The sequence below is a fragment of the Prosthecobacter sp. genome (assembly GCF_044222565.1).
Lineage (GTDB): Bacteria > Verrucomicrobiota > Verrucomicrobiia > Verrucomicrobiales > Verrucomicrobiaceae > Prosthecobacter.
Window position 1 is genome coordinate 169,331 of record NZ_JBGANA010000015.1, and the last position, 14,145, is coordinate 183,475.

Here is a 14,145-nt window from a genome sequence, read left to right on the forward strand (position 1 = left end):
AGCGGCCTGCGGCGAGGCAGCAGTTTTTGAAACCGGCGGCTGGAACCGCAGGGGCAGAGATCCTCGCGGCCGAGTTTCTCTTCCAGCCACTTGTCTCCGTGGACGATGCGTACGCCGCGTTTGACGCGTGTTTCGCTTGGGTAGCCTTTACGACGCTTGCTGGAGCGTTCGAAAAAAGGATGCCTGTTCGTATTGATCAATGTTGTTTTGCATAAGGCCCTCCTGGTTTGGTTTTGGGACCGGAGGCTGGTGCAGCCATTGACTTTTTCAAGCCGTATGTTAAATCATCACCGCGTCTTATGACACCCCGCGTTCTCAAAATAGTTTCTTCAGCCCGGCTGCGGCCAGGGCTCGGGATGACTATGTCATAGAGACAGAGGTCAGATTTTGCTGCTATCCCCGGGAGCCCTGAATGCCGTCAGTCTGCATCAGGGCCTTTTCATGTCCGGGGAGCAGCACGTTCCAAACTTCGAACATCTGACTCTTATGAAACTCAATACGACTGACACTGGCCGCATCCGCAACATTGGCATCGCCGCCCACATTGATGCTGGCAAAACCACGCTCACCGAACGCATTCTCTTCTATGCAGGCGCCATCCATGCGTGTGGAGATGTGCATGAGGGCAATACCACCACGGACTTCTCGGACATCGAGAAGGACAAAGGCATCACCATTTCCTCCGCCGCCGCGCCCTGTACATGGACGCAGCGCTCGGTGGAAGGACTGACGCGTCTGCATGCGGGCCAGCCGCACCGGCTCAACATCATCGACACACCCGGCCACGTGGACTTCACAGCCGAGGTGGAGCGCTCCCTGCGCGTGCTCGATGGCGCTGTGGCCGTGTTTTGCGGCGTCGGCGGTGTGCAGCCGCAGAGCGAGACCGTCTGGCGACAGGCGGACCGCTATCGCGTGCCTCGTGTGGCGTTCATCAACAAGATGGATCGCCAGGGGGCCGACTTTGCCCGCGTGGTGAATGAACTGCGTGCCAAGCTGGGCGCCAACGCCTGGCCTGTGCTGCTGCCTTGGGGCGCGGAGTCCGCACTCTGCGGCCAGATCGACATCATCGACGAGCATGCGCTGCGTACGAATGCAGAATCGCCCGCTGGATTCATTGTGGAAGACCTTCCTGTGGAATGGCTTTCCGCCGTGGAAACGGCCCGGCGTGAGCTGATCGAAGCGCTTGCCAATCTGGATGATGAGATCGCCGCGCTGTGGATCGAAGGCCAGCCTGTGCCTGCACAGGTGCTGCGTGCCGCGGTGCGTCGTCAGACCATCGCTGGGCGCTTCGTGCCTGTGATCGGCGGCAGTGCGTACAAGCACATCGGCGTTTCGGCGCTGGTGGATGCCATCGTGGACTTCCTGCCTGCTCCTGCCGAGGTGCAGCGCACGCAGGCCATTGAGGTTCCGTTTGCAGCGCTGGCTTTCAAAGTCGTGCGTCATCCGCAGGCGGGGCGTCTGGTCTATGTGCGTGTTTATCAAGGCACGCTGCAGAAGGGGGCCTCGCTCCTGAATCCGCGGCTCGGCAAAACCGAGCGCTGCGGCAGGCTGCTCCGTGTCTTTGCTGATCGCCGGGATGAACTCGAAAGCGTTCAGGCGGGCGACATCTGCGCAGTCACAGGTCTGCGTGACTTCAGCACAGGGGACACCCTGTGCCTGGAGGACCACGTGATCATGCTCGAGCCGCCGTTGTTCCCTGAACCCGTCGTCAGCATGGCCATCGAGCCTGCGAAATCCGCCGACCAGTCGAGGCTGGCGACCGCTCTGGGACGCCTCAGTGATGAGGACCCCACTTTCCGTGTGCGCACTCATGAGGAGACCGGCCAGTGCCTGATTTCCGGCATGGGAGAGCTGCACCTGGAAGTGATCCGCGAAAAACTGCTGCGCGAGCATGGCGTCGAAACGATTGCTGGCGCACCGGAGATCGCGTGTCGCGAGACCATCACGCAGGCGGCTGAAGCCGACCATTTGCTCAAAAAGCAAAACGGTGGCTCAGGCATGTATGCGCGGGTGAAGCTCACCGTTGAGCCCCTGGAGCGTGGCTCGGGCATCGTCATCGAAGACGCTGTCGTCGGTGGCACCATTCCGTCGCATTTCATGGGCGCAGTGCGTCGTGGCATCGCCGAAGCTGCTGTGGCCGGACCTCTGGCCGGCAGTCCGCTGGTGGATGTCCGCGTACGCATTGTCGATGGTGCCTTCCATGCGAAGGACTCGAATGACCAGGCCTTCCGCATGGCCGCTGGAGAAGCCCTCCGCGAAGCTGTGCGTCAGGCGGCTCCCGTTGTGCTGGAGCCTGTGATGCAGGTGGAGTGCGCCGTTTCAGAAGAGCATCAGGGAGACATCCTGGGCGATCTGAACCGCCGCCGTGCCCGTGTCATGAACATCGACCATCGTGGAACCGAGGCGGGAATCCTCGCCGAAGTGCCGCTGGTGGAGATGTTTGGTTATGCGGGCGCCATCCGCAGTCTGTCCCGCGGCCGCGCCAGCTACTCGATGGTGCCTGCTTCCTATGAAGTAGTGCCGGAGTCGGTGAAGGCGAAGTTGGTCAAGGGCAAGTGAACCCTACGGCGGGGCCTGTTTTCGAAAGAGAGCAGGCCCCGCTTTTTTTGAGTCAAGAGGTCAAGGTGTAGTCAAGAGGTCAAGACGGGCTGCCGATGAGCGTGAGTGCATGGGCTTCGGCGAGTGTGGGGACTTCGGTCTTGGCCAGCAGGCGATGAATCACGCTCTCGGGCACGTCGGCTTCACGGGCTTTGTTCTGCTTCAGGATGGTGGCCAAAGGCGGCTCGAGATAGATGATCTCGATGCGGGCGTGATAATCGGCAAAGAGGTCGATCCAGCGTTTGCGCAGGGAGGTGGTCAGATTGGTGGCATTGAAGGCGAAGTCGCGATGAGCGCGCAAGTGCTCACGGCATTGCTCCCTCGCAGCCTGGATGACATGGCCTTGATTGTCGGTGGAGGAGACATCGAGTTCCTCGCGCACGGCATCCAGCGACACCACGGGAAGCCCGCGCCGGTCCCTGGCCAGCCAGGTGTCCTTGCCAGCACCGGGCAGGGCACTCATCATGGTGACAGTGCAGCGTGGCTCCTCGTGCGGTGTGTAGTGGAGGCTCGTCAGTTCATCGCGGTGGTAGAGAAAGCGCGCCTGATCATTGGCAAAGGGATACTCTGCCGTGAAGCAAACTTGCTCCAGGGCCGTGTCCCGCCAGAGGTGCAGGGTGTCTTCCGGTCGCGACATTTCCTCGGCATGGCGGCCGCGCGTGTCTGCCAGGGCAAAGAGGTAGAGCAGTCGATTCGAAAGCAGGCTGGAAAGCTGGATGACGCTGCGCTCGGGATCGCGCGACTCCAGCAGGTAGGGAGGCCGCCCGTGGTAGCGCACGAGATTGACGATGTGCTCCCGTGTGGGCAGGTCGCAGGCGAGTTCACGTAGAATTTGGCGGGTCATCGTCGCACCCACGATGGAGTGTTTCGGCGAGCGAGTGCGGCCTGTTTCAGGATCGAGCATGGTTGTGGCAGGCTTTCCCGCATCGTGCAGCAGCGCCACAAACAGCAGCATGATCTGCTCCAGCCGGCTCAGGTCAGGATAGTCCGCAAGCCGCGTGACCTGTTCATACACCATGCCCGTGTGCGTCCACACATCTCCTTCGGCATGCCACTGGGCATCCTGCATGCACTGGCGCATCGGCCCGGACCAGGACTGCTTTCCGGCCCAGTCGAAAATCGCGGTATCACTCGCCTTCAGCACGTCGCTCCAGTTTTTCATGACCAGATGTCAGCACCTTCCGCGAGCAGGTTGGGCACCATCTGCTGGTGCTGCCAGTGCTCGCTCTGTTTCACCTTTTCCACGAATTCAGGGCGAACGATCTTCGCGCGCCCCGTGGCTTCGCCATCGGCCTCAATGCGCAGGTACAGGCCCTCCATGCGCGCGTCTGTGCCGCCTGTCAGCGGATTTTCAAACTCAGCCTGAAAGGCGGATTCTTTGATGATCTCCAGCAGTTGCTCCTGCTTCGCAGCTCCTGTGTGTACCACAGGCACCGTGTGCACGCCGGTGCCTTCGAGCAGGGCCAGCCTGCGCTCCAAAGAGAGGAAGCAGCCCGCCTCCTTGTCATAAATGTCGAACTCAAAGAAGTAATGCGGCAGCGCCCGGTAAAAGACGCTGTGCTTCGCATAGAGCCATTCTCCGAAGAGGATGAAGCGGTCTGCCAGCATGCCCTCCAGCACGGGGCGTTTCACCGCCACCCACTGCTTGAAAAGATCATACTGCGGGTGCATGCCCTCCGTGATCTCATGCCCGCGGCATTGCAGCACCATGCGCCCCGTGCCGGTGAAGTGGATGCCCACGTTCGTGCCATCCACTTTCTCCTCCACGATCAAAGACGGATTGGCGATGAACGCCGCGGAATCCTTTGCCCCCATATGGCGATCGTCCTCCGTGCCCTTCGAACCAAACAGGTGCGGGGTGCGCGGGTATTTGATAAAGTCGTCTCGTGTGGCACCCATGGCGTGAGGGTGAATGCAACGGCTGGTGGTGGCAGTTGATTAGAAATTTTTGCAGCCAACGTTTATCTGCGTGAGCTGAGGAGGACTCTGCAGGCGGAATCTGGCCGCGTGTGTCAGCGCCTTGTTCCATTCTTCCTGCAATCGTTGTCGATTCAGGCTCACCTTGGTCTTGCCAGCTATTCCTTGGATGGTTCCACAACAGCCCGCCCGGTCTTCAAATCATAGATGATCCGGCACTCTATCCCGTCACCGCTCTTTGCAGTGTTGCTTCCCTTCAAAGTAAAAACCAAAGAACCACTGTTTCCACTCCATTCCCAGTCCGTGATACGCGTATGGTAAAGCTCCTTTTGTTTCAATCTCGAAGTCTTGTCCGAAACACTCCACAGGAGATTATCGAATCCAAGAACCTCAAGGACACGCCCGTTTTTCTTGATTTGATAGAGCATGGCAACATTGTCTCCAGATCCAGTCTTCTGCACTCGCAGCAGCCAGTGTTCGTCAGGAGAGATGCTGTAAACCCCGGGCCAGCTAGCCCCGGCCAGCCGAACGGCGGAGAGCTTGGAATTGCTGAATCGAAGCGTTTCAACAAATTCGCCTTCTCCCCGATCTCTGTCCCCTTCATAGGATTGAGCCACCTCGAACCGCCCGCTCGCTGCTTTCACCGCAATTTCCTCTTCAGATTGAGCGTGCAATACACTCATCATTAGGGTGGTCAGGAGCGCTTTCATGTGTCCTCATTATTGTTTATGGATCGGTGGCTGCTAGGTCCATTTGTATCCCAAAGGTGAATTCAAGTCACCATGAACATGAAAATCTCCTTCACCTTCTGCTGCACCTGCTCCTCAGTCCATTCAGGATGCTGCAGCCTCAACTCTTCTGCTTTGACCTTGCGCGCATCCCAGTACATCTCAGACGCTATGCGCAATTTCTCTGCTCCTGTCATGCTCCTCAGTTTGGCGATGTATTCAGGGGTAAGGGTGGAGGCCATGGCCGGATGGTAAAGGCTGGCTGGCGTGTTTGCATGAAAAAAGGTGGCCGATCTGTACAATGCAGGAGACTTGCCATTCTGAGACGGGGCGAGTAAAGTCAAAAGCGTGGTAAATGACCTGACGGAACCTCTGAAAAAGCGCGTGGGCGGCAGCCTTTCGCGTCTGTCGCCGTTTCAGCGGCTGGAGATGCTCCGGCGCAATGCGCTCCTGCTGCGCGGAGGCAAATGGTCGCCACCTCCCGACGACGGGACACTGGTAAAAATGGTGGTTGGACTTGTTCGGTGTGCTCCGCTCAGGACTGAATGACGCGGGCGCCGCGCTGCCAGGTGACGTAGGACCAGACCCAGTGGAGGAAGACGATGATGCGGTTCCGCATGCCCATGAGGAAGAGCAGGTGGATGAAGAGCCACATGAGCCAGGCTGGAAGGCCACGCAGATGCACGCCCCCTACACTGGCCACGGCAGCGCTCCGGCCGATGGTGGCCATGATGCCTTTGTCGAAATAGACGAAGGAATTGCGGGGAAGAGTGGTTCCATTTTCGATGATCGTTTTGGCGATGAAGCGCCCCATTTGAATCGCTGCCGGACTTACGCCCGGAACGCGGACGCCTTTGGCATCTGTCAATGAGACCACATCGCCAGCGGCGAAGACTTCCGGATGACCCGGCAGACTCAGGTCTGGCTGCACCTGGATACGGCCTGCGCGGTCCAAAGGCACCCCGCCTAGCGTGCGCGTTACTTCGCTGGCTTCCACTCCTGCGGCCCAGATGATGATGTCGGACTCAATGCGTTGATCCCCGATGAGAGCGTAGCCTGCACCGACCTCTTTTACCGGAGAGTTCAGGTGCACCGTCACACCAAGCTTCTCCAGACGCTTCTCCGTGTAGTTTGGCAGCGTGCCTGGAAAAGTGGTCAGCAGCTTGGGGCCAGATTCAACGAGGTGGATCTTGGCCGAACTCGGATCGATGCGTCGGAAGTCGTCTTTCAGCACCACTTTGGCCAGTTCGGCCAGGGAACCTGCCATCTCCACTCCGGTGGGGCCGCCACCGACCACAACGAGCGTCATGAGGTGTGCAGTTTCCTTGGGATCTTCCGTGGCTTCAGCACGCTCAAAGGCCAGCAGCACTTTTTTGCGGATCGCCATGGCATCGTCCAGGCTTTTCAGTCCCAGCGTGTGCTGCGCCCAGTCGTTGTGTCCGAAGTAACCCGTCTTCGCGCCCACGGCGATAACGAGGTAATCATAATCCAGCGTATCATGGTCTTTCAGATGAACCTGACGTGCAGCCAGATCGATGGTGCGCACCTCGCCCATCAGCGTCGTCACATTCTTGCGGTGGGAGAGTATGGACCGCAGCGGCTGCGCGATGTCGGTCATGGCCAGTCCCGCCGTGGCCACCTGATAGAGGAGTGGCTGGAAGAGGTGATGGTTCCAGCGGTCCACCAGAGTCACTGAAAATTGGTCCTCTGGAAAGCTCTTGGCACACTCCAGACCGGCAAAGCCACCGCCGAGAATCAAAACGCGTTGTTGTTTCATGCCGCCATTAAAGCATGACGCGACGACACGGCAATTTGTGATGGCCCGGTCTGTGCATCGGGGAATGGAGGATGCTGGTGGTTTGAGTGCACAAAAAAGCGGCTGGGTTTTCCCAGCCGCTTTCGCGAGGTTTGAGAAGAACCAGTTGCGGCGCAACTGGGCAACTTTTAGCCGATGACTTCAGGCCATTCTGTGTGGAACATCTGGCCTTCGGGCTTGTCGGTGCGCTCGTAGGTGTGGGCTCCGAAGAAGTCGCGCTGGGCCTGCAGCAGGTTGGCGGGCAGGCGTGCGGCGCGGTAGCTGTCGTAGTAGCCGAGGCTGGCGCTGAACGCAGGAACGGGGATGCCGTTCAGGGTGGCGATGCTCACCACTTCACGCCAGTTCTGCTGGGTCTTGCTGAGCACGTCCTTGAAGAACGGGTCGAGCATCAGATTCGCAAGGCTGGCGTTGGTGCGGTAGGCGTCTGTGATGCGGTTGAGGAACTTCGCGCGAATGATGCAACCCCCGCGCCAGATGGCGGCGATGCGGCCGAGGTCGAGCTTCCAGTCTTTCTTCGTTCCCATGGTCTGGATGAGGTCCAGGCCCTGGGCGTAAGAGATGATCTTGGAGGCATAGAGGGCGTCGTGCACTTTCTTGACGAGTTCCTTCTTGTCCGTGGTGATGTTCACGGTCGGACCGGTGAGCTGGGTGCTGGCGGCGACGCGCTGCTTCTTTTGGGAGGAGAGGATGCGGGCCTCCACGGCGGCGTTGATCGTGCTGATGACGACGGCGTTTTCGGCGGCGTTGAGCAGCGTCCACTGGCCGGTGCCTTTCTGGCCGGCCTTGTCCACGATGAGTTCCACGATGGGCTTGCCGGTCTCAGGGTCCTTCTGCTCCAGAGCCTTGCCGGAGATCTGAATTAGGTAGCTGAGGAGGTCGCCTTCATTCCACTCATTGAAGATGGCGGCCATCTCGTCGGTGGTGAATCCGGCGTTCTTGAAGATGTTGTAGGCTTCGCAGATGAGCTGCATGTCGCCGTATTCGATGCCGTTGTGGATCATCTTCACATAATGGCCGGCACCGCCGGGGCCAATGTGGATGACGCAGGGCTCACCATCGACCTTGGCGGCGATGGATTCGAAGATTGGCTTCATGACTTCCCAGGTGGAAGCAGGGCCGCCGGGCATGATGGAGGGGCCTTTGCGGGCGCCTTCTTCACCGCCGGAGACGCCAGCGCCGATGAAGCGCAGGCCTTTTTCCGTCAGGTAGGCGTCGCGGCGCTCGGTGGTCTGGTAGAAGCTGTTGCCGCCGTCGATGATGATGTCGTCCTTGTCGAGAAGGGGGATGAGCTGTTCGATCACGGCGTCCACGGCGTCACGGTCGCTGTCCTTCACCGCGGTGGATTTCACCATGATGTGGATTTTGCGCGGGAGGGCGAGGCTCTGCACGAATTCTTCCAGGGTGTGGCAACCGACGAGGGCCTTGCCAGGATGCTTGGCGATGAATTCATCCGTCACGCTGGTGGTGCGGTTAAAAACGCTCACCTGGAAGCCGCGGCTTTCCACGTTGAGAACGAGGTTTTGGCCCATCACAGCGAGGCCGATCAATCCGAAGTCACTTTTTTTGCTCATATTAGGGGTGGCAGACATAGCTGCCCGCTCCGGCTTGGCAAAGGGGAATTTCCTCATGGCTGGCATGAGCGGGATTGATGGAAAAGGGTGGAAAGAGGCACGATTTAGGAGTTGTGCCGCGTCCCTCGATTCGGTTATCTCATCGGCCTCACATTTTAATCCTGTATCCTTATGCAATATTTCGTGGCTCAGAACGGAGAAAAGGTCGGTCCATTGGAAAAAGAGGAAGTGCTGCGCCGCCTCGTCGCGGGCGAGCTCAAGCCCAACGACCTTGGCTGGCATGAAGGGCTGGCGGAGTGGGAGGCTTTGTCAAAGCTGATCCCGCCGCCGAGCGCTGCCAACTCCGGGGTATTCGTCCATGCCGGAGGTCAGCCGCAGATGGCAGCGGTGGCTTCGCAGGGGACTTCGGGCCTGGCGATTGCGAGTCTGATCTGCGGCATTTTGGTTTTTCTGACCTTTGGACTGGCTGGCCTGCCAGCGGTGATCTTGGGGCACCTGGGCCTTTCGAAGATTCGAAAATCCGGGGGTGCGCTGAAGGGGAGCGGAATGGCCATTGCCGGACTCGTCATGGGCTACCTTGGCTTTGGCCTCACTATCATCGCCGTCCTGGCTTCGCTGGCAGTGCCGGTCTACAGCAGGGTGCAAAGTCAGGCCTACCAGATGAAGGCGGTGAACAATGCCAAGCAACTGGTCATGGGCTTGAAAATGTATTCCCAGGACCACGATGGCAAGTACCCCCCCTCGCTCGAAACCCTGTTTGATGAACAGATTCTGGTCGATCGAAAGCTGCTTGAGTTCACTGGCATGATGAATGTCCCAGGCCAAGGCTGGGACTATCGCGGAGCAGAACACACGGATGCCGACCCAGGCAACATTATCCTCTTGATCTCCAAGCAGCCAGATCTCAGCAAAAAGAAAATCGTTGCCCGCAATGACGGCTCGGCTTCCGTGGAAAAAGCGAGTGAGGTGCCCTGAATGGGCCAGAGGAGAGCGTTTCTGAGTGGGTCGAAACGAGGCTTGCTGACTCGCTTATTTTCTGAATGAAATGGGCCGCACTTTCAAGGTGCGGCCCACGCTTATCCGGCTCTCTCAGCCGGAGCTATTCAAAGGTTCACGGCACCGGCTGGCCCTTCGCCCCGATGCAGTAGAGCGAAGTCGCGGTGCGCACGTAGATGCGTTTGTCTCCGATGGCGGGCACCGAATTGACCGGGCCATCCAGCTTGCTGGCACCGAGCTTCTCGAACTTCTGACCTGCCTTGATCACGATGAGATCGCCGCCCGCGGTGCCTTCGACACGCTCTTCATAGATGATTTTGCCGGTCTTGAACTCGACGCAGCGAAGGATGCCGCCGTCGCCGAGAAGATACATGTCGTTTCCGATGACCAGCGGGGAAGGGACGTAAGGGAGGCCTTTGGGAATATCGAAGGGCACTGCGACCGGTTTGCCACTCTTGAGGTCGAGGGCGGCGATCTCCTTGACGCCGCCGCCGGTGCCGAAGGTGCAGAAATAGAAGTCATCTTTCAGCACGCCTGAGCCGAGGCTGCGCTGCTTGTAGCCGGGATTGTGCTGCCAGTTGATCTTGCCGGACTTGAGATCAATGCCCATGACGCCGCTGCCGGTGTCCGCGCAGATGATCTCCTTTTTCCCGCCCTTCAACTCATGCACCACCGGGGTGGAGAAGGTGTTGAGGCAGTTTGGGATGTCCAGCTTCCAGGCCTGCTTGCCGGTTTTGGCGTCAAGCGCCACAATGCAGCTCGTCCATTTCTGCTGCTCGGGAACTTCGGTGTAAATTTTGCCGTCGCGCTGCCAGTCGAACTCGCTGCGCACAATCATGAGGCCATCAACAACGATCGGCGAGATGCCGGTGCCGTGTTCGTGGATGTAATCTGCCACGTGATCATTGCGCCAGACGAGCTTGCCCGTGTGATCGAGTGCGAGGGCCTGAATATTGGTGCCGCTGCTCCAGTTGATGTAAATGCGCTCGGCATCCACGAAGGCGGAGCTGCTGGCAAAGGTGTTGTAGGTCTTGTGGATGTTATGAGGGACAAACTCCTCATCGTGTTTCCACATCACTTTGCCATCTTTGGCGGAGAAACAGATAACCGCTCGGTGGTTTGGGCCGGTTTCAGCGGTGACGATGACTTCGTCCTTCCAAAGCACGGGAGACGACCAGCCTTTGCCTGCCTCCACTTTCCAGAGAGTGGTGCTTTCGTCCACGACCGAAGGCAGGCCGGTGGTTTCAGCGACGCCCGTGCCATTGGGTCCACGGAAACGGGACCAATCTGCGGCGGAAAGTGCTGAGGACGATAGAAGCGTGAGGAGAGCAAAAGTGAGTTTCATGAAGAGTTGGAAACGTGAGTGAGAGGCGAAAAATTACCCAAACCGGCCAAACAATCGGGAAGATGTGTGAAGCTAGGAAAGAGGCGCGAGTTCTGAACTCCCAGGCAGGGGCGATTCCGCGCCAAGGGCATTGGGGGAAGGGAGCGATTCAGTGACCTGCGGCAGCGGATCAAGCAAAGTGGGTTCCGCGGCAGGTGATGCGGGCGCTGGTGACTGTGGAGCCGCTGGCTCCCCTTGCGGAGGTTCCTGGGAGTGGAGGTCGGCCGTAGGGGAGGCGAGCACGGATTCGGCCGGAGGCAGTTCTTCTGGAGAACCGGGAGAGTTTGCTTCAGCGACAGGGGCAGGGGGCACTGCAGCCTCCGGAGGTGCGGCGGGTTCAGAAGAGGGGGAAACTGGAGCAAGGGTGGAAGGCAGTCCCGGGCTGGCCAGAGCCGCTTTGGCTGTTTTGGCCGTTTCGAGGGCCTCGCTGAGGCGGTATTCGAGTTCGGCAATCTTGTAGCCGTCTTCACGCGCACGTTTGCGTGATTCAGCCTCCACATGCGTGAGTTTTTCCTCCAACTCGCGCAGTTTTTTGTCGCTCGTAGCCGATGGGGCGCCCGGAGTAGGGGCGGTGGCGAGGCCCACGGCGTTCATGAATTCCTTCTGCACCATTTCCGTGCGGGCCTCGGCGGCTTTGAGGGCGCGCTGGAGGTTCGCGACTTTCGTCTCGGCCTGCTGGGCGGCCTCGCGTGCCTTTGCGAGTTCGGCTTCGGGTCCGCCGGCTGCGGCGTAGGCGGCCTGCTCGTCCCGGATCTTCTTCAGCTCAACGGCCGTCTCCTGCATCTCCATCTTGTGCTTGAGCACCATTTCCTTGGCATCGAGCATGCGTTTTTCGAAGTCAGCGGCGCGGGCGTTCGTGGCTTCGATGGCCTGTTCCTGAGCCTTCACCCGGCCCTGTTCCGCGACAAGCGCTGTTTCGAGATCTTTGATGCGCGACTGCGTGGGTCCCAACTGGGCGGCGATCTCACGGGTGGACGCCAGCTCTGCCTCCAAGCGGGTGATCTGCTGGGAGGCGTCATTGGCCCGGCGCTCGGAGACCTCGCGGTGGGTGCTGAAACGCTGCTGCAGGTCCGCCAGGCTGGCGGCTGCGGTTGCGCTGGCCCGGGCATGCTCAGCCGCATCGGCGGCCGCCCTGGCTTGCACGGCCTGCAGCGCTGCGTCGGACTCTGCGCGCAGCTTTTCCAGTATAGCTGCGGATTCGCCCGCCTGCCGTTTCAGCTTGGAGCTCATGACCAGCCACAAAATCAGCGGGGGCAGGCAGACGGCTGCGCCCACGGCAGCAATGATTTCTGGGGAAATAGGGCCGGTCAAGGCCAGCATGGCATGGGCAGACGTGATTCCTGCAAACATACCCACTATATGAACGCTCCCTCTGTGTTCTGTCCAGCACGCATTGCTCCTTGAGCGCACGACAAAGGTGGCTAGTCTGCGCCCCCTTTCCCCAAAACCAACCCCATGTCCAAGTTCAACATCCTCATCGCCGGCAACAACGACCCCATTTCGAGCAAAGGCATCGACCTGCTCAAAGCGGAGCCGTCTTTCTCCGTCGAGGTTAACATGAATCTCAAGGCCGAGGACGCGATGATCGAAGCCTCCCGCAATGCCCATGCCATCATCGTCCGCAGCGGTGCCAAGGTGACCGCCAAGGTGATCGATGCCGCTCCGAACCTCAAGGTGGTGGGCCGTGCCGGTGTAGGCGTGGACAACATCGACGTGCCGGTGGCATCCAAGCGTGGCGTGGTGGTGATGAACACCCCCGGAGGCAACACCATTTCCACCGCCGAGCAGGCCTTCACCCTCATGATGGCCCTCTCCCGCAAAACGCCTCAGGCGCACGCCACAATCGTTGGCGGCAAGTGGGACCGCGCCAAGTTCAAGGGCACTGAAGTCTATGGCAAGACCCTCGTTGTGCTCGGCATGGGCCGCATCGGTGCGGAATTTGCCAAGCGTGCCCAGGCCTTTGGCATGAGCGTGGTGGCCTATGATCCCTACCTTTCGAAGAACCGCGCCGAGAGCCTCGGTGTGACACTTTGTGAGGATCTGGACGCCGCGATCGTGCAGGCGGACTACATCACCATGCACATGCCGCTGACGGCTGAGACGAAGCACATGATCAATGCCAAGCGTCTCGCCACGCTGAAGAAGAGCTGCCGCATCATCAACTGCGCCCGTGGTGGTCTCATCGACGACGCCGCGCTGGCCCAGGCCCTGACGGACGGCACCATCGCCGGTGCCGCGTTGGACGTCTTTGAAGTGGAACCCCCGCCCGCCGACTACCCGCTGCTGAGCGCTCCGAACACCGTCTTCACCCCGCACCTCGGCGCCTCCACGGAGGAAGCCCAGGAAAACGTGGGCATCGAAATCGCCGAAGTGATCAAGGCGCACCTGCTGCAGGGGACTGTGGTCAATGCGGTGAACATGCCGAACGTGGACCCCAAGGTTCTGTCCGAGATCGGTCCCTTCCTCAAGTTTGGCGAACTCCTCGGCCGTCTCGTCTCCCAGTTTGCTCCGGCGCGTGCCAATGTGGTCCGCATCAACTACAGCGGCAAGGTCGGCAGTGGCGACACCACACTCATCTCCCGTGCCGTGCTCAAGGGCTTCCTGGAGCGCGCGGTGGGTGCGGAGCAGGTGAACTATATCAACGCCAACGGTGTGGCCGAAAACCTCGGGCTGCGCTTCACCGAAAGCCGCCTGACCGAGCCGAGCGAATTTACCGACCTGATCGAGGTCGTGGCGAAAAATGACGGTGGCGAGTCTGCCAGCATCGCCGGCACCTTCTTCGCCGGAGAGCCGCGCATCGTGCGTGTGAACGGTCATCGCATCGAGGCCCGTCCGCAGGGAACCTTGCTCTTCATCGAAAACATCGACCGCCCCGGCATGATCTCCGCCTACAGCACCACGCTGGGCAAGAACCAGGTGAACATCGCCGACATGAGCCTGAGCCGCGACAAGGAGTCTGGCAAGGCGCTGACCCTCCTCACGCTCGACTCCACCCCGGGCGCGGAAGTCATCGCCGAACTGGAGAAGCTCCAAGGCATCAGCAAGGTGCATTGCGTGGAGGTTTAGTCCTCCGCGAAAGGCAAGTCCTGCAAAGCAACACAATCCACAGCAAGGGGCCCATCAGCGGCCCCTTGT

At 59.8% G+C, this 14,145-nt stretch carries 11 protein-coding genes; 3 read left to right on the top strand and 8 right to left on the bottom strand.

Annotated features, from left to right (window positions below; genetic code table 11):
* The first annotated feature begins 486 nt into the window (after positions 1-486).
* The gene (gene fusA, locus ACILSR_RS21535) at positions 487-2,559 is read left to right on the top strand and encodes an elongation factor G (RefSeq protein ID WP_395751861.1); all 2,073 of its coding nucleotides are present in this window, start codon (positions 487-489) and stop codon (positions 2,557-2,559) included.
* 79 nt (positions 2,560-2,638) lie between these two features.
* Here fusA and ACILSR_RS21540 read toward each other — a convergent pair whose 3' ends face one another.
* The 6 genes from ACILSR_RS21540 to gnd all read right to left on the bottom strand — a co-directional run bounded on the left by ACILSR_RS21540 (position 2,639) and on the right by gnd (position 8,630).
* Positions 2,639-3,760 carry an AAA family ATPase gene (locus tag ACILSR_RS21540; protein ID WP_395751862.1) on the bottom strand — a complete coding sequence of 374 codons (1,122 nt, stop codon included), beginning with the start codon at positions 3,758-3,760 and terminating at the stop codon, positions 2,639-2,641.
* Positions 3,757-4,497 (bottom strand): RNA ligase family protein, encoded by a 741-nt coding sequence (locus ACILSR_RS21545; protein ID WP_395751863.1) that lies wholly within the window; start codon positions 4,495-4,497, stop codon positions 3,757-3,759. Before ACILSR_RS21545 ends, ACILSR_RS21540 begins: the two co-directional genes overlap by 4 nt.
* A 176-nt stretch (positions 4,498-4,673) precedes the next feature.
* Positions 4,674-5,225, bottom strand: a complete 552-nt coding sequence (locus ACILSR_RS21550; RefSeq protein ID WP_395751864.1) for a hypothetical protein — start codon at positions 5,223-5,225, stop codon at positions 4,674-4,676.
* 62 nt (positions 5,226-5,287) lie between these two features.
* Positions 5,288-5,485 (bottom strand): hypothetical protein, encoded by a 198-nt coding sequence (locus ACILSR_RS21555; protein ID WP_395751865.1) that lies wholly within the window; start codon positions 5,483-5,485, stop codon positions 5,288-5,290.
* Between the two features lie 293 nt (positions 5,486-5,778).
* Positions 5,779-7,020 carry an NAD(P)/FAD-dependent oxidoreductase gene (locus tag ACILSR_RS21560; RefSeq protein WP_395751866.1) on the bottom strand — a complete coding sequence of 414 codons (1,242 nt, stop codon included), beginning with the start codon at positions 7,018-7,020 and terminating at the stop codon, positions 5,779-5,781.
* Between the two features lie 167 nt (positions 7,021-7,187).
* The gene (gene gnd, locus ACILSR_RS21565) at positions 7,188-8,630 is read right to left on the bottom strand and encodes a decarboxylating NADP(+)-dependent phosphogluconate dehydrogenase (RefSeq protein ID WP_395751882.1); all 1,443 of its coding nucleotides are present in this window, start codon (positions 8,628-8,630) and stop codon (positions 7,188-7,190) included.
* 171 nt (positions 8,631-8,801) lie between these two features.
* Between gnd and ACILSR_RS21570 the strand changes: the two genes are divergently transcribed.
* Complete coding sequence (locus ACILSR_RS21570; protein ID WP_395751867.1) at positions 8,802-9,605, top strand: DUF4190 domain-containing protein; 804 nt, start codon at positions 8,802-8,804, stop codon at positions 9,603-9,605.
* Positions 9,606-9,741: 136 nt separating this feature from the next.
* On the opposite strand, the gene ACILSR_RS21575 is transcribed toward ACILSR_RS21570, so the two are convergent.
* Positions 9,742-10,971: a PQQ-binding-like beta-propeller repeat protein gene (locus ACILSR_RS21575; RefSeq protein WP_395751868.1), complete on the bottom strand. Its 1,230-nt coding sequence runs from the start codon at positions 10,969-10,971 to the stop codon at positions 9,742-9,744.
* A gap of 72 nt (positions 10,972-11,043) precedes the next feature.
* Positions 11,044-12,330: a hypothetical protein gene (locus tag ACILSR_RS21580; protein WP_395751869.1), complete on the bottom strand. Its 1,287-nt coding sequence runs from the start codon at positions 12,328-12,330 to the stop codon at positions 11,044-11,046.
* A gap of 135 nt (positions 12,331-12,465) precedes the next feature.
* Here ACILSR_RS21580 and serA point away from each other — a divergent pair, with 135 nt between their 5' ends.
* Positions 12,466-14,076, top strand: a complete 1,611-nt coding sequence (serA, locus tag ACILSR_RS21585) for a phosphoglycerate dehydrogenase (RefSeq protein ID WP_395751870.1) — start codon at positions 12,466-12,468, stop codon at positions 14,074-14,076.
* Positions 14,077-14,145: the final 69 nt, after the last annotated feature.